Origin of the sequence: Azospirillum brasilense (assembly GCF_022023855.1) — a bacterium.
Lineage (GTDB): Bacteria > Pseudomonadota > Alphaproteobacteria > Azospirillales > Azospirillaceae > Azospirillum > Azospirillum brasilense_F.
In genome coordinates this window covers 2,090,733-2,109,543 of record NZ_CP059449.1, presented here as the reverse complement: position 1 = coordinate 2,109,543, position 18,811 = coordinate 2,090,733, and the positions used below count along the sequence as shown (strand labels likewise).

The window sequence follows — 18,811 nt, the reverse complement described above, 5'->3', positions numbered from 1 at the left end:
GAGGGTCAGGGAGGGGGCAAGGCACTCAACTCATTCCTTCGGGCTCAACAGGCACGACGTCCGGTTCCGCGTCACGATGGCGAGGCTGTTCTCCGGCTCGCCCGCCCGGCGGAAGCGCAACGCGTTCAGTTGGCTGGCGACGCTGAGCGACAGGACGTTCAGATCGCTCTCGTCGATGATCTTCTCGCCGTCCTGCCAGCACTGGATGCGCACGCGGCCCTTGGGCACCCCGACGTCGAGGCCGCCGGGCTGCACACCCGCGTCGCTGCTCTTCTTACGGACCACCGTCGCGTCGGCGCCCCCCCCGACGAGGGGGAGCGCCGCGATCGCCACCAGGAGAAGGAGTTTCCGGACCATGGCGCGCCCTCCCTTCCCGCTCGATCACTGGATGGGCCGGAACTCGACGCGCCGGTTGCGGCTGTCGGTCGGGTCGGGGGTCAGCGGCTGGCTCTTGCCCAGGCCGGCGATGGCGATGCGCTGCGGCTCGATGTGGTGGACGCGCACCAGATACTCGCCCACCGACACGGCCCGGCGCTCGGAGAGGGCGAGGTTGTACTGCTCGCTTCCCACGGCGTCGGTGTGCCCCTCGATGACGAGGCGGAGCTGCGGGTCCTGCGACATCAGCCCACCAACCGCGTCGACGTAGGAATAGAACTCCTTCGGAACGTCGGCGGAGTTGAAGGCGAAGTTGATGCGGAAGCCGAAACCGTTGGTCGGCCGGCTCTCCGCCGGGGTTTCCGGCGCGGAGAGGGTGGCCGGCTGCACGCCGTTGGAGCGGCGCGGGGCGGCCGGCGGCGGGGCGACGGGCGGGGCTGCGGCTTCCTGAACGGGCGCGCGCTTGGGCTTCGGCTGTGGCACCGGCTCCGGCTGCGCCACCGGGGCGGTCGGTTGGCTGTAGCTCGGCTGCGGGGCCGCCTGCTGTTGAGCGGGCGCGCCGTAGTTCACGCTGTCGGTCGGGCGCGGGCGGTTGGCGCTGTTCATGCCCCCGCCGATGATCTCGATGCTGCGGGTGCGGATCTTCGGCTGCTCGCTGCCGTCCGTCGGCGCCGGGCCGGGCTTCACCGCCTCGCGCAGCTCGTCCACGGTCGGCGGGCGCTCGAACATCATGACCCGGTTGCCGCCGGAGCCCTCGACGGTCTGCGCCCGCGCCGGGACGGCCATGCAGGCCAGGGCAATCATGGGCAGGGCCAGAGCGGGAAGCGCCACGCCGTTCAGCCGTCGGGCGATGGTCTTGGAGGTCGGTCGCGGCATCGCTGGTCTCCCATGATTCGGCGCCATGATCTGGCGTGATGTTCGGCTGCCCCCTTCTCTACTCCCGTCCCTGCCCCCGCGCTGTGAGCCGGCCCACAATCCCTATCGTTGTGCGGACACGGCGGGCAGAACCTGCACGGCCATCTGCCGGCTGCGCACGTTGGTCCCCTGGATGCTGCCGTAGGCGCCCACCACGTCCGCCAGCGTCGCGCCGGGGATGGGCTGAAGGTCTTCGGTCTTGTAGCGGTCAGCGATGCGGGTCCCGAGTTCGTCGGGCGAGACGACGCAGGCGATGGTCTCGGAGGCGCCGGGACGGTCCATGCGCAGGTTGAAGGGCTTCTGCGCCCCCGGCGGCACCTCGACCTGCTGGTTGGCCTGGACGAAGCTGTCGGGCTGGAAGCGGTTGGGGAAGATGCGGGCCACCGACCCGGCGGCGTCCTGGTAGTAGCAATAGACGAAGCCGTTGGCCGTCGGCTGCACCTTGACCACCAGAGCCTCCCCGGCACGGTAGCGCGGCTGCGGCCCGCGGTCGGAGCTGAGGACCAGATCGGGCGGCGCCCCGGCCGGCGCCGGGGTGGCGCGCGGCAGCCCCTCCCCGCCCGCGTTCGACACCGATTGCAGGCGCGGCGCCCCCGGCCCCTTCTGCCCGCTGGGCTGGGCGAGCATGCGCTGGTAGAGGTCGAAGTCGATGCGCCCCGTGGCGATCAGGTCGTTGTCCGCCTGATACCGGGAAATCGCGTCGCGGGTGCGTTCGTCGAGCTGGCCGCTGTCCGGACCGTCGTAATAGCCCTCGGCCAGCAGGACGCGCTGGACATAGGCGACGCGCTGCGACGGCGCCATCCCGTCGAACCAGTCGCGCGCCTGCCCCGCGAAGGCCGGGTTGGTCTGGTCGATGCCCAGGCACTGCCAGTAGGGGGTGCGGGTCATCTTGCCCAGCACCTCGATCGTGCTGAGTTCGATCAGGGTGCGGACCGCCTGATGCAGCCCTTCGGACTTGTTGAGCGAGACGTTGAAGGACAGGCCGGCCTTGCCGATCACCGCCCCGGCGTCCGCCCCTTTGCCCGACGAGATGATGGCGAGCGAATTGCTGGCCGACAGGCCGGGAATGATCTGGCGGGTCGCCAGCTCCCCGATGTTCAAATCCACCGAGATCACCGACATCACCTGATCGGCGGAAATGCCCAGGTCGAAGGTCGGCAGGGAGATGCCGGCGCTGGCCGCCTCGCTCACCACGTTGTCGTCGAGCTGGGTGATGGCGCCGCGCACGTAGTAGGACGGCGCGCGGAAGTTGGGCTGCACCCCGATCATCCAGTAGAGCGCGTTCACGTCGTCCAGCGTCGGTTCGAAATCGACGAAGCGGAAGGCGTTCGACCGCTCCGACATGCGCGACACGGCGGTGATCAGCATCTCCTTGGTGCCGCCGGCCACCCGGCCCGTGGCGTCGGGGATGCCGTTGGAGGTGATGAAGATGTCGCGCTTGCCATGGTTCCACATCAGCGTGTCCATGCAGCGCAGCGCCTCGCTGAAGTTGGATACGGTGCGCACGGGCGGGGTTTTCGGCTTCTGGACCACGGTCGCCTGTTCGCCCGAAGTGACGCAGGCCCCCATCAGCAGGAGCGATGCGACGGCCGCCGCTCTCGCGGCACCGGTGCGCCGGAGGAATCCCATGGTACCAAACCCCAAGGCCTCAAATCCCATGGCCTCACTCCCTGGACGTTCAGCGGACTGGATCAGCGGGCCAGATCAGCGGACCGACACGCGCGTGCTGTCGCCGCCCGGACGCACGGTGATGGTGATCTTCTTGGACAGGATCGGCGGGTCGTGCGGGATGTGCTCCGCGTCACCCATCAGAAGCTGGAGCGTGTGCCGCCCCGGCGGCAGCTCCAGGTAGGTTTCCGTCTGGCCCTTGCCGAAATGGATGTAGTTGCGGTTGTTGGGGATCGGCTCGTCCATCGGCGGTAGCTCGGCGTCGACCAGCAGGTGATGGTGGCCGGTGTTGTCCTTTCGCACGCCCGCCGGAGCGACGCCGAAGTTGCGCAGGCCGAACCACACCTTGAAGCGGCCCCTCACCACCTCGCCGTCGTTGGGCCAACCGACGTAGATATAGGCGTCCTTCGGCGCCGCCGTTCGTCCGGACTTCGCCGCATCGGGAGTCGAGGGCGTGCTTTCATGCTCGTGCCCCGGGCTGGCGGGCTGCGGCGTGTTGGTGGTGTCGGACAGCGGCTTGTCGAGCGGGTCGGCCTCCGGCGACGACTGCGCGGCCAGCGGCCCGGCGGCGAGCAGAACGGCCAGAAGGACCGGGACGGCGGCGCTGCGCATCATGACTTCCTCCCTGTCGCGCTCCCGTTGAGGGACGACGCCCGTTAAGGGACGATGCCCATCAGGGAACGATGATTGTGATCTTCTGCGACATGATCGGCGGGTCGTGCGGCACATGGTCCGCGTCGCCCAGGATCATCTGGAGCGTGTGCCGGCCCGGCGGCAGCTCCAGCCGCACCTCCGTCTGGCCGCCGCCGAAATGCAGCGACTGCTTGGTGTTCGGGATGGGTTCGTCGTAGGTGGCGAGGTCGCTGTCCACCAGCAGATGGTGGTGCCCGGTGTCCTCCTTGCGGATGCCAGCCGGGGCGATGCCCATGTTCTGCAAGCCCATGCGGACCCACAGCTTTCCGCCGGAGATGGTGGTGCCGTTGGACGGCCACATGATGTAGGCGCGGGCACCCTCCGGCGCCTTCTCCCGTCCATTCGTGCTTTGGGCGTTTGCGCTTTGGGCCGACGCCGCGCCCGGCAACAGGAGCAGCGCGGCCGCCACGATCATGGCGGCATGAGGCATGGACACCTCGCTCTTCTGGCTCTTCTCTTTGGGAGTTTCAATCTTATGCTTGGTGGGCGGACAATGTTCGCGGTTTTTCGGACCTCATCCTTTCTCTCCCCACCCTCCGAATATTAAGGAGCGAAGGTGTTCACCAACCACCCCACTTTGCGCGAAGGTCGGGGCCCCTTCGCCTATTCCTATTTTGGGCTTGACGGTTGCGCTCGCGGTGCGAAGGTCACGGGGCAGGAGGTTGCCGATCCCGCATGCCCGATTCATCCCGCCTCGCCCCGCTTCCCATCGGCCCCACCGGCGCGCCGTCGCGCCTCGGTTTCCGCCACCTGCTGGCCCCGGCGCTGCTGACACTCGGGGCGGCCGCTTTGGCCGGGCAGCGCCCCTGGCTGTCAGGCCACATCACCCCAATCGCCGGCGTTATGGTAGCGGACGCGCTGACCTCTCTGCTCGCCGTGGTGGCGTGGCTGGCGGCGGCGTGGCTGGGGTCGCGGGTCATCGACCTCGTGGTGGCGAGCCACCCCCGCGCCACACCGATGCCGCGCCTGCTGACCGACCTGCTGCGCGCTCTGCTCTACGGGCTGGCGGTGCTCGGCATCCTGGCCTTCGTGCTGGGGCAGCCGGTGACCGGGCTGGTCGCCACCTCCGGCGTGGTGATCGCGGTGCTAGGCTTCGCGCTGCGCAACATGATCGCCGACATCTTCTCCGGCATCGCGCTGAACGTCGAGCATCCCTACCGCATCGGCGACTGGGTGGAGCTGACCCCCGGCGTCACCGGGCGGGTGGACGAGATCAATTGGCGGGCCACCCGGCTGGTCACGCTGGACGGCACGGCGCTGGTGGTGCCGAACGGGCTGGCCGCGGGCAACCGCATCACCAACTACAGCCAGCCCGGCACCGGCTTCCGCGCCGGGGTTCCGGTGACCCTCGACGCCGAGGTGCCGGTGGCCCGCGCCAAGCGGATCATCCTGTCGGCCATCGTCTGCTGCGACGCCGTCCCCACCGAGCCGCGGCCCGACGTGGTGGTGGACTCGATCACGCTGAACGGCGTCACCTATCAGGCGCGCTTCTGGGTGGCGGATTATTCCCGGCTGGCCGCCACCCGCGACGCCGTGGCAACCACCATCCTGGATCATCTGGCCCGCGCCGGTCTGGAGCCGGCCAGCCCCAAGCAGGAGATGCGCCGCCGCAGCAACCGCCCTCCGCCTTGTTCGGCACTGGGGCTGGGGCGGGACCTGCTGTCCCATGTGGACCTGTTCGCCGCCTTCCGCCCTGACGAGATCGACGAACTGGCGTCCGGCATGCATCTGCGCCACGTCGCCGCCGGGGAGGCGGTGGTCCGCCAGGAGGAGACCGGGACCTCCCTCTTCCTGGTGGCCGAGGGCGCGCTGGACGTGCGCGGGGCCTTCGGGGGGCGGACGCTCCTGCTCGACCACATGGGGCCGGGGGACGTGTTCGGGGAAATGTCGCTGCTGACCGGCCAGCCGCGCAGCGCGTCGGTGATCGCCAACACCGACGCCGTGGTCTACGAGCTGGACAAGGAGGTGCTCGACCCCGTCCTGCGCCGCCGTCCGGAGCTGGCCGCCCGGCTGGCCGACCTGATGGGCCTTCGCCAACGCCGCAACGACGCGCACCGCCGCGCCAGCGCCCCCACCGCCGTGACCCAGACGACCACCGAGCATGACCTGCTGGCTCGGCTGAAGACCTTCTTCAGCCTGTGACTCAGCTGTTCAGCGGAGAGAAGGGCATCCCCGCCTGCTCCAGCGCCTTTTCGATCACCTCCGCCGAGGTCTGGTCGAACAGCTGCAGCAGCAGGTCGTCGATCTCCCGGTCCTGGCTGTTGCCGCAGGCGTCGAACAGGGTGGCGATGGCCTCCGTCTGGAAGCGCTCGCGCCCCTCGTCGCCGCCGCGGTAGTCCAACGCCTTCGCCACCGCGATGGCAACGCGGAAGGGCTTCAGCAGGGTGAAGGACAGGCCCGCCTTGGCGAACAGCCCCTTCAGCGCGTGTGGCCCGCCGTCCCAGGCGAGCTGACGGGCGTTCTCCGGCGGCAGGTTGGCGCGCACCGCGATCCCGGCGTCGAACAGCGCGATCTCTCCGGCGCACAGCGCGCGGAAGAGCAGCGGCGCCGACAGCCGCCCGCGGATCAGAAGATGCCGGGCGAGAAGCTCGACGTCCGCCTCGCGCGGGGTCAGCGGCTTCAGCAGGAGCAGGGTCGCCGCCTCCCGCGCCCGCTCCACCAGGACGCCGATCAGGCGGGGGTTGAGCCGGTGGCTGCGGATCAGCCGGTTGCGGATCTCCTCCGACACGAAGAGAATCAGTTTTTCCACCACCGCCGCCGACAGGTCGGGGCGCGCCGCCATGGCTTCGTTCACCGTGGCGACGCCGCCCCAGCGGTCCAGCACGCCGTGCAGGGACGGTTCCGGGATGACCGCCCCACGGTTGCGCAAAAGCTCGGTGATGACGATCACGTTGCCGTTGCGCACCAGCGCTTCGGACACCGCGGGCGAGACGGAGCGGCGCCCGGCGATGGCCAGCTCCTTCGCCGGGCGCCGTTCGCGCAGGATATCCAGGAGCAAGCCTTCGCTGAGCTTTTCCGCGTGGCGCAGGATGGGAAAGGCCACCCGGTCGACGTCGCGGGCCAGCTTCTCCGCCAGCCCCTCCGTCAGCAGGGAGGAGTTGTGGATCTGCCATGCCACCGCCTCGCGCACGGCCGTCACCGCGTCGGCGGCGAAGCGCTGCAGGATGTCCATGGCGAGCGCCCGCTCCGCCTCGGCGAGGTCCCCCGCCTCCAGGTCGCGCACCAGATGGGTCATGGTGTCGATGCGCGCCTGGGCGTCGGGCGCGGCCAGCAGGCGCTCGACATCCTTCTGGCTCAGGGACCGCTGTGACATGCGCTGGGTCTTCCGGAACGGACGCTCGGGATCAATACTCCGGCGTATCGTAGCGGATCAGATCGCTCCACGCCCGTTCCAATCGGCGCAACGTGCGGTATGTCGTCTCCAGATCGGCGGCTTCCTCGTCGCTGCGGATCAGCGCCTCGCCCCGCACGGCCTCCAAGCCGCGCAACGCCTCGCACAGCTTCAGGCCGCGCTCCGACAGGCGAAGCCGCGCCGTGCGCCGGTCGCGCTGCGAAGCGGAGCGGTCGACATAACCCGCCTCCACCAGATGCTTCAGGTTGTAGGAGGCGTTAGAGCCGAGATAGTAGCCGCGCTCCAGCAGGTCGCGCACCGACAGCTCCTCGCCGCCGATGTTGATCAGCATCAGGGCCTGACCGGGGCTGAGGTCGTCGATCCCGATCCGCGCCAGTTCCATCCGCAGCACGTCCAGGAAACGCCGGGTCATGCTCTCGATGATGCGGCCCAGGTCGGTGTAGACGGCGGGCAGGGACGCGCCCGCCGGGGCGGCGCTGTCCGGCGTGGCTCTCTCCGGCACGGCTGGGGTCGGCTGCTGCTTGGCGGCGGCGCTCATCGCGATACTCCCGCTTTGGAAAAAACCTTCATGGTATGGCGTCGATCCAATTCCGAACGGTGGACGGTTTCCCCGTCCTTCTGTCGCAAGAATGATAAGATTTTAGTTTAATTTGTGGAAACAATGTTGAGACATGGCGGCTCTGCACGCCGGAACCGCCCCATTCACCTCCTGTTGCCCCCCTGTCCCTGCGATCCGCCCCTGCAACCCGGAGGAGCCCGACCATGCCGCAGTCCACACGTCATCCCGCCACGCCGCAAGCGTGCACTCGGAGGGTCCGCTGATGCGCAGCGGCTTGGCTCTCGCGACCGGTTTGCTGGCCGGCCTGTGGCTGGACACCCGCCGCCGCACCAACCGGGCGGAACAGGAGCACCCGCCGACCGGTCATTTCATGAGCGTCGGCGGCACCCGCCTGCACTATCTCGACCACGGGCCGAAGGGTGGTACGGCGCCCCCCGTGGTGTTCCTGCACGGCAACGGCACCACCGCCGACGACTGGGCGCTGAGCCTTCTGGACGAGGCAGCCCGGCATAGGCGCTGCGTCTGCTTCGACCGGCCCGGCCACGGCTACAGCGAGGCGACGCCGCGGCGCGACGCCGGCCCCGCCGCCCAGGCTGCGCTGCTGCGCGCCGCCACCCGCAAGCTGGGGCTGGAGCGTCCCATCGTCGTCGGCCATTCGCTGGCCGGGGCGGTGGCGTTGGCCTGGGCGCTGGATTTCCCGGAGGAGGTCGGCGGTCTGGTCATCCTGTCGGCCTTCACCCACCCGACCCCGCGCCCCGACTTTCTTCCCCTCCTGGGACCGGCCATTCCGGCGGCCGGACCGCTGCTCAGCCACACCGTCCTGCCGCCGCTGGACCGGCTGATCCTGCCGGCGCTGATGCGCCGCATCTTCGAACCCAACCCCGTGCCGCCCAGCTACAACGAACTGCCTCCCGACCTTCTGCTGCGCCCGACGCAGCTGGAGGCGGCGGCCGCCCAGCTGGCCGCGCTGATCCCCGGCGTGGCGGCGATGGCGCCGCGCTATTCCGAGATCCGCTGCCCGACGGCGGTCGTCGCGGGACGCGAGGACCGCATCGTCGATCCCCACGCCCACGCGGTGCAGCTGCACAACGCGGTGGCCGGATCGACGCTGCATCTGCTGGCGGAAACCGGGCACATGCCGCAGCACGCCCGCCCGGACGCGGTGATGGCCGCCATCGAGCGGGTGGAGCGGGCCATGACCAGCACGTCGGCTCACGCGGAGGCATGAGTCGACTCTCCTGATTCGGCGACCGGGGATTGCGACTCGAAAAAAGCGACTCGTGGCGACTCGGGTGAGGGATGGTTAACAGTTTGGTTACGATCCGAGCGCTAACCTTTGGCCATATCGCACACTTTCAGCGCCTCAAGGATTACGCCGATGTCCATGGCCGCCGACGTTGACACCATCGAACGCACGTCCATCGTCGCCTACACCCTCCTCAACGAGCTGCACGACGTGCTGGCTCTGCCCAAGGCGCCCGATGACGTGACGCTCGGCATTCTGATGGGGCTGTCCATGTTCATGGACGACAAGGTCGGCCCGATGCGCTCCAAGCGCCTGATGTCGGAGGCGCCGACCATCGTCCTGAAGACCGACGCCCACGTCACGTCGGACCAGATGCAGCGGATCATGCCGGTCCTGCGCGCCTTCGGCGACCACCTGAAGGACATGCGCGCCAAGGCCGCCCGCCCGGTCGACGACACCGTCGCCTGACCGCAGAGCGCTATCCCGGTTTCACGAAAGGCCCGGCCGGCAACGGCTGGGCCTTTTGCCGTTCCGGTGCCCGGCTTGACCCGCCCGGCAATTCATCGGATGCTGAAACCATTGGTTCACCGGAGGGTCGCCGCCGGTGGTCCGGACGCAACGCAGGGGCGGCTTCGGCCATGGAACTGCCAACGGGGAATTGGATCTGGGCTCTGGCCATCGCCGCCCTTCTGACGGGCGCGACGGTCAGCGTCATCGTGCTCGCCGCCGTCGGCTCGATCCGCCGCAGCGTCAACGAGGGCGGCGCCCGGCAGTCCCAGCAGATCCGCCGGCTGGCCGAGAACGTCGCCGCCCTGAACGCCCAACAGCAGGCCGCCGAGGAGCGCGTCCAAGCCCTGACCGAGGCGAACCGCAAGCTGGCGGAGGAGGTCGCGGCGCTGAACGAGCGGCTGCGCGACGCGGACTCTGCCCCCCGCATCACCGGCACCGCAAGGCTTCTCCACTGACCATGCCCGACTTGTCCACCTGCCCCATCGACGGCGCCGCCGAGCGCGCCCGCTGGACCGCCAGCGCCGACGCCTGGGACCGCTGGGCCGACCCGATGGCCGATCTGGCCGACAAGCTGAACCAGCCCCTGCTGGACGCCGCCGGGGTGACGGCGGGGGACCGGGTGCTGGACCTCGCCTCCGGTGCCGGCGAACCGGCGCTGAGCGCTGCCCTCCGAACAGGTCCGGACGGGCTGGTGGTGGGCAGCGACCTTGTGCCCGGCATGATGGCCGGCGCCCGACGCCGCGCCGCGGGGATCGCTGACGGGCTGCGCCCGGCCTTCGCCGCCGCCGACATGACCGCCCTGCCCTTCGCCGCGGCGAGCTTCGAGCGGGTGACCTGCCGCTTCGGCATCATGTTTGTCCCCGACGTGGCGGCGGCCCTGGCCGAACTGCGGCGCGTGCTGCACCCCGGCGGGCGGGCGGCCTTCATGGTCTGGGGACCGCGCGCCGGCAACGCCCTGTTCGACACGGTGGGCGAGGCCGTTGCCGCCCGTCTGGGCGAGGACCGCAGCCTGGACCCGCTGTTCCGCTTCGCCGCCCCCGGCCTTCTGGCGGAGGCCATGCGCGCCGCCGGCTTCACCACGGTGAGCGAGACCGACATCACCCCGGTCCGCAAGGCCCCCCAGGGCCAGCCCTTCTGGCGCGCCACGCTGGAGATGAGCTTCGGCCACCGCCTGCACGCCCTCACTGCCGGGCAGCGCGCCGACCTGGACGCCGAGGTGACCCGCCGCTTCGACGCGCAGGCTCAGGGCGGTACGATCCCCCTGCCCATCCACGTCCGCATCGTCACCGGCGCCTAATTTCCCTCCCCTGCGAAGCTCTCGCGCAAACCAAGGGTTTGCGCTGACGCGGCAGGCGGACCTTCGGTCCGCCGAGAGCGGGGGAGGGTCAGGGTGGGGGCAAGGCTCCGCGCCCCGACGAAGCGCCCAAGTGCCGCAGCCACTCCACCGAGCCACATTCCCGGTTGAAACCGCGCCCACGCATTCCTTTGGATGCTGCGTGCCGGCGGGCCCTACCCGTCCGGCATCCGAGAGGAGGTGATGCGCTTGAAAAAGTACCTGAAGTGGTTCCAACGCTTCTGGTCCCGGATGAAGTTCGAGTTCGAAGCCGGCCTCAACCAGGACCGCGATCGCTAAGGAACCAATGGGCGGGGTCGGGAAACCGGCTCCGCCTTCAGGGCACCGAAGGCGCATCACCTCCTTGCCTCCCAAAATACTACAGCCCCGAAAGCCGTCAACGGGACGCAAAAGCGCTCCTGTTCTTGCTCCGTTCGATTCGCGACACTATTCTTTCCGGTCTCAGCCAATCACCCGGTCCTTCATGCCCGATCTCCCCTCCCCCCTCCTCCCCGCCAACGTCCAGGGCTGGTTCCGGTCGCGGGACTGGGCGCCGCACCCACACCAGCTCGCCATGGTCGAGGCAGCCGCGGCCGGGGACAGCGCCCTGCTGATCGCGCCGACCGGCGGCGGCAAGACGCTGGCCGGCTTCCTGCCCTCGCTGATCGATCTGGCGGAGCGCCCGCGGGAGGGGCTTCACACGCTCTACATCTCGCCGCTGAAGGCGCTCGCGGTGGACATCCAGCGCAATCTGGAGGAGCCCGTCGCCGAGATGCGGCTGCCCATCCGCACCGAGACCCGCACCGGCGACACGCCCGAATCCAAGCGGCGGCGGCAGCGGGCCAACCCGCCGCACATCCTGATGACCACGCCGGAAAGTCTGGCGCTGATGATCGCCTACGCCGACGCGGCGACGATCTTCCGGCACCTGCGCTGCGTCATCATCGACGAGTTGCATGCCCTCGCCGGGACCAAGCGCGGCGACCTGCTGGCGCTGGGGCTGGCGCGGCTGTCCCGACTGGCGCCGCAGGCCCGGCGGGTCGGGTTGTCGGCCACGGTGGCGGAGCCGGCGCAGCTGCTCGCCTGGCTGTCCAGGACCGGACACGCGGATGGCGGCGATGTGCGGCTGGTCACCGGCCGGGCCGGCGCCTCCGCCGAGGTGGAGATCCTGACGACGCGCGAGCGGCTGCCCTGGTCCGGCCGCATGGCCATGCACGCGCTGAAGGAGGTGTACCAGCGCATCCGCGCCCACCGCACCACGCTGGTCTTCGTCAACACCCGCGCCCAGGCGGAGCTGATCTTCCAGGAACTCTGGCGCCTCAACGACGACACCCTGCCCATCGCGCTCCACCACGGCTCGCTGGCGGCGGAGCAGCGGCGCAAGGTCGAGGCCGCCATGGCGGCAGGCAAGCTGCGGGCGGTGGTGGCGACCTCCTCGCTCGACCTCGGCATCGACTGGGCGGCGGTTGATCTGGTGGTGCAGATCGGCGCTCCGAAGGGGGCGAGCCGGCTGGTCCAACGCATTGGCCGCGCCAACCACCGGCTGGACGAGCCGAGCCGCGCCCTGCTCATCCCCGCCAACCGGTTCGAGGTGCTGGAATGCCGCGCCGCGCTCGACGCCGTGGCGGCCATGAGTCTGGACGGCGAGCGGCCCCGCCCCGGCGGGCTGGACGTGCTGGCCCAGCACATGCTCGGCATGGCCTGCGCCGAGCCGTTCCGGCCCGACGACCTCTACGACGAGGTGGTCCGCGCCGCCCCTTACGCCGGGCTGGCGCGGGACGAGTTCGACGACGTGCTCGACTTCGTGGCGACCGGCGGCTACGCGCTCGGCAATTACGAGCGCTTCCACCGGCTCAAGCTGCGCGAGGACGGGCGCATGGCGGTGGCCGGGCCGGCGGTGGCGCGGCAGTACCGCATGAACGTCGGGACCATCACTCAGGAGGCCATGCTGCGCGTCCGCCTGAGCCGCGGCCCGGTGCTGGGCGAGGTGGAGGAGCATTTCATCCAGGGCCTCACCCCCGGCGACACCTTCGTCTTCGCCGGGCAACTCCTGAAGTTCCTCGGCATCCGCGAGATGGAGGCGCAGGTCGCCAAGGGCGGCACCGGGGAGCCGAAGGTCCCGGCCTACGCCGGCGGGCGGCTGCCGCTGACCACGGCGCTGGCCGACCGGGTGCGCGCCATGCTGGCCGACCCGGCGCAGTGGCCCGGCCTGCCGGAGGACGTGCAGGAATGGCTGCGGCTCCAGCGCTGGCGCTCCGTCCTGCCGGCGCGCGACGGTCTGCTGGTGGAGAGCTTCCCCAAGGCGGGCAAGCGCTTCCTCGTCGTCTACGCCTTCGAGGGGCGGAACGCGCACCAGACGCTGGGGATGCTGCTGACCCGCCGGATGGAGCGGATGGGCTGCGGCCCGCTCGGCTTCGTCGCCACCGATTATGTGCTGGCCGTCTGGTCACTGCGCACGCCCAAGGACATGGATGGGCTGTTCGACCAGGACATGCTGGGCGACGATCTGGAAGCCTGGATGGACGAGTCTTCCATGCTGCGGCGGACCTTCCGCAACGTGGCGCTGATCACCGGGGTCATCGACCGCCGCCATCCTGGGCAGGAAAAGTCGGGGCGGCAGGTCACCTTCTCCTCCGACCTGATCTACGACGTTCTGCGCAAGCACGACCCCGGCCATGTGCTGCTGCGCGCCACCCGCGCCGACGCGGCGGGTGGGCTGACCGACGTGCGGCGCCTGTCGGATTTCCTGATTCGGGTGAAGGGCCGTATCACCCACAAGGACCTCGACCGCATTTCCCCCCTCGCCGTGCCGGTCATTCTGGAGATCGGGCGGGAACGGGTGGACGGCTCCGCCACCGACGAGCTTCTGGAGCAGGCCGCCGCCGATCTGGTGGCCGAGGCGATGCCGGAGCTGGATTCGCCCCGTGATGCACCCCGTGATGAGCAGGGCCGGCTGACGTTGTGATGAGCATGGACACGACGATGACCCTGCGGGGCGCCGCGCTGGCCCCCGATCCCTCCGGCGCGCTGGTCTGGCCGGCGGAACGGACGCTGGTGGTCGCCGACCTGCATCTGGAGAAGGGCTCCGCCTTCGCAGCGCGCGGGCGGATGCTGCCGCCCTACGACACGCGGGCGACGCTCGGCCGGCTGGCGGATCTGGTGGAGCGGCTGGCCCCGGAGCGGGTGATCTGCCTGGGCGACAGCTTCCACGACCGCCGGGCGGCGAGCCGCATGGAGGCGGGGGACGTGGCGCGGCTGCGCGACCTGACCGGGCGGGTGGCGGACTGGCTGTGGGTCACCGGCAACCACGATCCGGAACCGCCGGAGGGGTTCGGCGGGCGCATCCTGGACGAGCTGACGCTCGGCCCTCTGACCTTCCGGCACGAGGCGGTGCCCGGCGCGGTGGGCGAACTGTCGGGACACCTGCACCCGGTGGCCGCCGTCGTCGTACCAGGCCGGCGGGTGCGGGAGCGCTGCTTCGCCTTCGACGGGGGCAAGCTGATCCTGCCGGCCTTCGGCGCCTTCGCGGGCGGGCTGAACGTGCTGGACCCGGCGGTGTCCGGCCTGCTGGCGGCGCGGTTCGAGGTGCATCTGCTGGCCCGCGGCAAGGTCCACCGCTTCCCGCGCAGCCGCCTGTCTCCGGATAAGGCGTAAAAAGAAAAAGCCCGGAGAGTCGGGGGAACTCTCCGGGCGAGTGGTCCTGCCGGAACCGGCGGTGAAACGTCCGGCAGGAGGGACCTCAATGAAAAAGCAGAACGTCAGTTCGGCATCATGACCGTATCGATCACGTGGATGACGCCGTTGGACGCCATGATGTCGGGCTTCACGACCTTCGCGTTGTCCACCATCACGCCGCCCTTCGTCGCGTCGATGTCCACGGTGGTGCCCTGCACGGTCTTCGGCGATGCCGTCTTGCCGGCGATATCGGCCGAAGTCACCTTGCCCGACACCACATGATAGGTGAGTACGGAGCGGAGCTTCTCGCGGTTCTCCGGCTTCAAAAGATTTTCGACGGTGCCGGCGGGCAGCTTGGCGAAGGCCTCGTCGGTCGGGGCGAAGACGGTGAAGGGACCGCTTCCCTTCAGCGTGTCCGCCAGCCCGGCGGCCTGGACGGCCTGGACCAGCGTCTTGAACTGGCCCGCCGTGACGGCGGTGTCCACGATGTCCGCCGCCTTCGCAGCGACGGTGGCGAAGGACAGCGGCAGGGCGACGGTGGCGGCGGTCAGCAGCCGCGACAGGCGGGACATGTCATTTCCTCCATGTGGATGGCGTCTCGTTCCTCCCCCGACCGTGGAACCGGCGCCGTCGGCCGCCGTGCCTCCGGCTCCACGTCGTGGCAGCGAAGGCGGAAATAGCGGCGCAAAAACCTCGGTCAATAGGATTTCCCCAGGAAAAATTTTTGCCGTCGCGGTGATCCGGAGCAATCGGCACCGCGTAGCAAGAGCCATTGTCCGTGGTCATTGGCTGCGGCGTTTTGGCATGCCCGTTCTTCTGTCCATTTCCTTAAAGTTGGCCGATGACGACCGATCAATCCCCCATCCTCGTCTGGTTCCGCAACGATCTTCGCCTTGCCGACAACCCGGCGCTCAGCGCCGCGGCGGAGGATGGGGCGCCGGTCATCCCGGTCTACATCCGTGAGACGGACGCCCACGACCCCTGGCTTCCCGGCGCCGCCTCCCGCTGGTGGCTGCATGGCAGTCTGGAGCGGCTGGGCAAGGCGCTGGCCAAGCTCGGTTCGCCCCTGGTGTTGCGCAGCGGCGACCCCGCCGCCGTGCTGGCGGCGCTGGCGGAAGAGACCGGCGCCGACACCGTGCTGTGCAACCGCCGCGCCGGCCCGACCGCCATCGCCCGCGACCGCCGGGTCGGCGAGCGGCTGAGCGCCCGCGGCGTGACGGTGCACCCCCACAACGCCGCCCTGCTCTACGAGCCGGGGACCATCCGCACCAAGTCTGACACGCCCTTCCGGGTGTTCACGCCCTTCTGGAAGGCGCTGCTGTCGATGCCGGAACCGCCGCGCCCCACCCGCGCGCCGGGCAAGCTGACGCCGCCGGCCAAGCCGGTGTCCAGCGAGTCGCTGAAGGACTGGGGCCTGCTGCCCAGCGCGCCCGATTGGGCCGGCGGCCTGCGCGAGCGCTGGGAGCCCGGCGAGGAGGCGGCGCAGGAGCGGTTGGCCGATTTCCTGGACGGGCCGGTCGCCGCTTACCCGACCGAGCGCGACCGCCCCGACCATGACGGGACCTCCGCGATGTCGCCGCACCTCGCCTTCGGGGAGATCGGGCCGCGGCAGATCTGGCACGCCACGCGCCACGCCGCCGACCAGCGGCATGAGTTGGCCGCGGGTGCCGAGGCCTTCCTGCGGGAACTCGGCTGGCGGGAGTTCAACCATCATCTGCTGCGCGAGGAGCCGGGCATTCCGGACACGCCGCTGGATGCGCGCTTCGCCCGTTTTCCCTGGCGGACGGACAAGGCGGGCCTGCGCGCGTGGCAGCGCGGGCGCACCGGCTATCCCATCGTGGACGCAGGCATGCGGCAGCTCTGGCAGACCGGCTGGATGCACAACCGCGTGCGCATGATCGTCGGCTCCTTTCTCATCAAGGACCTGCTGATTCCCTGGCAGGAGGGTGAGGCGTGGTTCTGGGACACGCTGGTCGATGCCGACATCGCCAACAACGCCGGCAACTGGCAATGGGTGGCCGGCTGCGGCGCCGACGCGGCTCCATTCTTCCGTGTCTTCAACCCGATCCTCCAGGGCGAGAAGTTCGACCCGGAGGGCGCCTACGTCCGGCGCTATGTGCCGGAACTGGAAAAGCTGCCCAACCGCTGGATTCACAAGCCCTGGGAGGCGCCGGACGAGGCGCAGCGGCAGGCGGGGGTGACGCTCGGCAAGGACTACCCTCGGCCGATCGTCGACCACGGCACCGCCCGCGACCGCGCGCTGGCCGCCTTCCAGGAGATCAAGAAAGCCGGCGATTGATCGACGCGGTGTCATGAAATCCAACCGTGTGTTTTCATTCCGCCTTCATGGGAGTGCAAAGAAACCGTCACAGGCCGCCGGTAAGGTGCGCCCGCCCCTACCCAAAATAAATTTGCGGAAAGAGACGAGGCACACCGATGGACATCCATGACCTGCCCCAGAAGGGCACCAAGTATCTGACCTTCGAGGGCCGCGAGGACATCGGCTCCAACCCGTCCGAAAACCCGACCATGGGCGACGTCATCAACGCGCGCCTCGGCCGCCGCGACATGGTGCGCGGCATGCTGACCGGTGCTGCGGTCAGCGCCCTGATCGGCCCGGCCGCCCTGCTCTCCCCAACCCGCGAGGCTGAAGCCGCCGTGACCGACGCCCCGCGCCCGGCCAAGGCCAGTTTCTCCTTCCAGGAGGTGGCGCATGGTGTCGACGCCGACCATCACGTCGCCGCCGGCTACAACGCCGACATCCTGATCCGCTGGGGCGACCCGGTGGTCCCCGGCGCGCCGGCCTTCGATCCGATGAACCAGACGGCCGAGGCGCAGTCGAAGCAGTTCGGCTACAACAACGACTTCGTCGGCTACGCCCCGCTGCCGCTCGGCTCGCAGTCGCCGGACCGCGCCCTGCTCTGCGTGAACCACGAATACACCGACGAGGAGGTCATGTTCCCCGGCGTCGGCGTGGAGCAGCAGAAGGACAAGTTCGCCCGCATGACTAGGACGCTGGTGGACATCGAGATGGCGGCCCACGGCGGCACCGTCGTCGAGATCCGCAAGGTCAAGGGCAAGTGGGTGACCGAGCCGAACTCCAAGTACAACCGCCGCATCACCGGCGAGACGGCCTGCGCCATCACCGGCCCGGCCGCCGGCCACGCCCTGATGAAGACCAGTTACGACCCGGCAGGCACGATGGTCCGCGGCATGCTGAACAATTGTTCCGGCGGCATGACGCCCTGGGGCACCTGGCTGTCGGCGGAAGAGAACTTCAACGGCTACTTCTGGGGCAAGGTCGAGGACACCAACCCGAACGCCAAGGTGCTGAAACGCTACGGCTTTCCCGGCGAATGGTACAACTGGGGCGTTTATCACGACCGCTTCGACATCGCCAAGGAGCCGAACGAGTCCAACCGCTTCGGCTGGATTGTCGAGATCGACCCCTACGACCCGACCTCGACCCCGAAGAAGCGCACGGCGCTCGGCCGCTTCAAGCATGAGGCCTGCCAGATCGCGCTGGGCAGGGACGGCACCGTGGTCGCCTACACCGGCGACGACGAGCGGTTCGACTATGTCTACAAGTTCGTCGCGGCAAAGAAGTTCGATCCGAAGAACCGCGCCGCCAACATGGACATCCTGGAGACCGGGACGCTCTATGTGGCGAAGTTCAAGGCCGACGCCTCGGTCGAATGGCTGCCGCTGGTCCACGGCCAGGGCCCGCTGACCGCCGAGAAGGGCTTCCCCGACCAAGCCACCGTCCTGATCAACGCCCGCCTCGCCGCCGACGCGCTGGGCGCCACCAAGATGGACCGCCCGGAGGACATCGAGGTGAACCCGGTGACCGGCAAGGTCTACGTCATGCTCACCAACAACTCCCGCCGCAAGCCGGAGCAGGTGGACGCGACCAACCCGCGCGCCGAGAACAACTGGGGCCACATCGTCGAGATCCTGCCGGAAGGCGGCAACCACGCCTCGACAAAGGGCGAATGGACGATCCTGGTCCGCGGCGGCAACCCGGCGGACGGGAAGGTCGGCGCGCAGTTCCACGCCGACACCTCGGCCAACGGGTGGTTCTCCTGTCCGGACAACGCGGCGGTGGACCATCGTGGCCGTCTGTGGGTCACCACCGACCAGGGTGAGAACTGGAAGAAGGCGTCGGGCACCGCCGACGGCGTCTGGGCCGTGGAAACCGAAGGCAACCTGCGCGGCCTGTCCAAGATGTTCTACCGCGTGCCGGTGGGTGCGGAGATGTGCGGCCCCTGCTTCACCACCGACGACAGGACCCTGTTCGTCGCCGTGCAGCACCCGGCCACCGACGGCGTGGACCAGTGGGAAGGCTTCAAGGGCAAGCTCTCCTCCTTCGAGGACCCGGCGACCCGCTGGCCCGACTTCAAGCCCAACATGCCGCCGCGTCCGTCGGTGGTCGCCATCACCAAGAAGGACGGCGGCGTGATCGGTCTCTGACCGTACGCCTGACCG

18 protein-coding genes are annotated in these 18,811 nt (G+C 69.5%); 10 read left to right on the top strand and 8 right to left on the bottom strand.

Annotated features, from left to right (window positions below; translation table 11 throughout):
• Positions 1-30 precede the first annotated feature (30 nt).
• The 5 genes from H1Q64_RS10020 to H1Q64_RS10000 all read right to left on the bottom strand — a co-directional run bounded on the left by H1Q64_RS10020 (position 31) and on the right by H1Q64_RS10000 (position 4,081).
• Positions 31-357 carry a hypothetical protein gene (locus tag H1Q64_RS10020; protein ID WP_237903370.1) on the bottom strand — a complete coding sequence of 109 codons (327 nt, stop codon included), beginning with the start codon at positions 355-357 and terminating at the stop codon, positions 31-33.
• Positions 358-381: 24 nt separating this feature from the next.
• Complete coding sequence (locus H1Q64_RS10015) at positions 382-1,251, bottom strand: OmpA family protein (protein WP_237903369.1); 870 nt, start codon at positions 1,249-1,251, stop codon at positions 382-384.
• A gap of 102 nt (positions 1,252-1,353) precedes the next feature.
• Entirely contained in the window at positions 1,354-2,919 is a 1,566-nt protein-coding gene (locus tag H1Q64_RS10010) for a DUF4384 domain-containing protein (RefSeq protein ID WP_237903368.1), read from the bottom strand.
• A gap of 75 nt (positions 2,920-2,994) precedes the next feature.
• On the bottom strand, positions 2,995-3,573 hold the full coding sequence (locus H1Q64_RS10005) for a DUF4399 domain-containing protein (protein ID WP_237903367.1): 579 nt from the start codon (positions 3,571-3,573) through the stop codon (positions 2,995-2,997).
• Positions 3,574-3,631: 58 nt separating this feature from the next.
• Positions 3,632-4,081 (bottom strand): DUF4399 domain-containing protein, encoded by a 450-nt coding sequence (locus H1Q64_RS10000; protein ID WP_237903366.1) that lies wholly within the window; start codon positions 4,079-4,081, stop codon positions 3,632-3,634.
• A gap of 245 nt (positions 4,082-4,326) precedes the next feature.
• On the opposite strand from H1Q64_RS10000, the gene H1Q64_RS09995 reads away from it, so the two are divergent.
• Entirely contained in the window at positions 4,327-5,793 is a 1,467-nt protein-coding gene (locus tag H1Q64_RS09995) for a mechanosensitive ion channel family protein (protein ID WP_237903365.1), read from the top strand.
• Between the two features lies 1 nt (position 5,794).
• Here the strand turns inward: H1Q64_RS09995 and H1Q64_RS09990 are convergent, their stop codons facing one another.
• Both H1Q64_RS09990 and H1Q64_RS09985 read right to left on the bottom strand, forming a co-directional pair.
• A complete protein-coding gene (locus H1Q64_RS09990; RefSeq protein WP_237903364.1) occupies positions 5,795-6,964 on the bottom strand; it encodes a DUF2336 domain-containing protein in 1,170 nt (389 codons plus the stop codon).
• Between the two features lie 31 nt (positions 6,965-6,995).
• Entirely contained in the window at positions 6,996-7,541 is a 546-nt protein-coding gene (locus H1Q64_RS09985) for a MarR family winged helix-turn-helix transcriptional regulator (protein WP_149163410.1), read from the bottom strand.
• Between the two features lie 283 nt (positions 7,542-7,824).
• On the opposite strand from H1Q64_RS09985, the gene H1Q64_RS09980 reads away from it, so the two are divergent.
• The 7 genes from H1Q64_RS09980 (at position 7,825) to pdeM (ending at position 14,305) form a co-directional block, all read left to right on the top strand.
• Complete coding sequence (locus tag H1Q64_RS09980; RefSeq protein WP_237903363.1) at positions 7,825-8,790, top strand: alpha/beta fold hydrolase; 966 nt, start codon at positions 7,825-7,827, stop codon at positions 8,788-8,790.
• A 156-nt stretch (positions 8,791-8,946) separates the two neighbouring features.
• The gene (locus H1Q64_RS09975) at positions 8,947-9,276 is read left to right on the top strand and encodes a hypothetical protein (RefSeq protein ID WP_237903362.1); all 330 of its coding nucleotides are present in this window, start codon (positions 8,947-8,949) and stop codon (positions 9,274-9,276) included.
• Between the two features lie 170 nt (positions 9,277-9,446).
• Positions 9,447-9,773, top strand: coding sequence for a hypothetical protein (locus H1Q64_RS09970; protein ID WP_237903361.1), 327 nt, complete (start codon positions 9,447-9,449; stop codon positions 9,771-9,773).
• A gap of 2 nt (positions 9,774-9,775) precedes the next feature.
• Positions 9,776-10,615 (top strand): class I SAM-dependent methyltransferase, encoded by an 840-nt coding sequence (locus tag H1Q64_RS09965; protein ID WP_237903360.1) that lies wholly within the window; start codon positions 9,776-9,778, stop codon positions 10,613-10,615.
• A gap of 192 nt (positions 10,616-10,807) precedes the next feature.
• Positions 10,808-10,951 carry a hypothetical protein gene (locus H1Q64_RS09960; protein WP_237903359.1) on the top strand — a complete coding sequence of 48 codons (144 nt, stop codon included), beginning with the start codon at positions 10,808-10,810 and terminating at the stop codon, positions 10,949-10,951.
• A gap of 184 nt (positions 10,952-11,135) precedes the next feature.
• A complete protein-coding gene (locus H1Q64_RS09955) occupies positions 11,136-13,616 on the top strand; it encodes a ligase-associated DNA damage response DEXH box helicase (RefSeq protein ID WP_237903358.1) in 2,481 nt (826 codons plus the stop codon).
• Positions 13,616-14,305 (top strand): ligase-associated DNA damage response endonuclease PdeM, encoded by a 690-nt coding sequence (gene pdeM, locus H1Q64_RS09950; RefSeq protein WP_237903357.1) that lies wholly within the window; start codon positions 13,616-13,618, stop codon positions 14,303-14,305. The genes H1Q64_RS09955 and pdeM overlap by 1 nt, the downstream gene beginning before the upstream one ends.
• A gap of 104 nt (positions 14,306-14,409) precedes the next feature.
• Here the strand turns inward: pdeM and H1Q64_RS09945 are convergent, their stop codons facing one another.
• Positions 14,410-14,898: a fasciclin domain-containing protein gene (locus H1Q64_RS09945; protein WP_137138819.1), complete on the bottom strand. Its 489-nt coding sequence runs from the start codon at positions 14,896-14,898 to the stop codon at positions 14,410-14,412.
• 269 nt (positions 14,899-15,167) lie between these two features.
• On the opposite strand from H1Q64_RS09945, the gene H1Q64_RS09940 reads away from it, so the two are divergent.
• Together H1Q64_RS09940 and H1Q64_RS09935 are read left to right on the top strand one after the other, a co-directional pair.
• Entirely contained in the window at positions 15,168-16,625 is a 1,458-nt protein-coding gene (locus H1Q64_RS09940) for a cryptochrome/photolyase family protein (RefSeq protein ID WP_237903356.1), read from the top strand.
• 137 nt (positions 16,626-16,762) lie between these two features.
• Positions 16,763-18,796, top strand: coding sequence for a PhoX family protein (locus H1Q64_RS09935; RefSeq protein ID WP_237903355.1), 2,034 nt, complete (start codon positions 16,763-16,765; stop codon positions 18,794-18,796).
• The last annotated feature ends 15 nt before the right edge of the window (positions 18,797-18,811 follow it).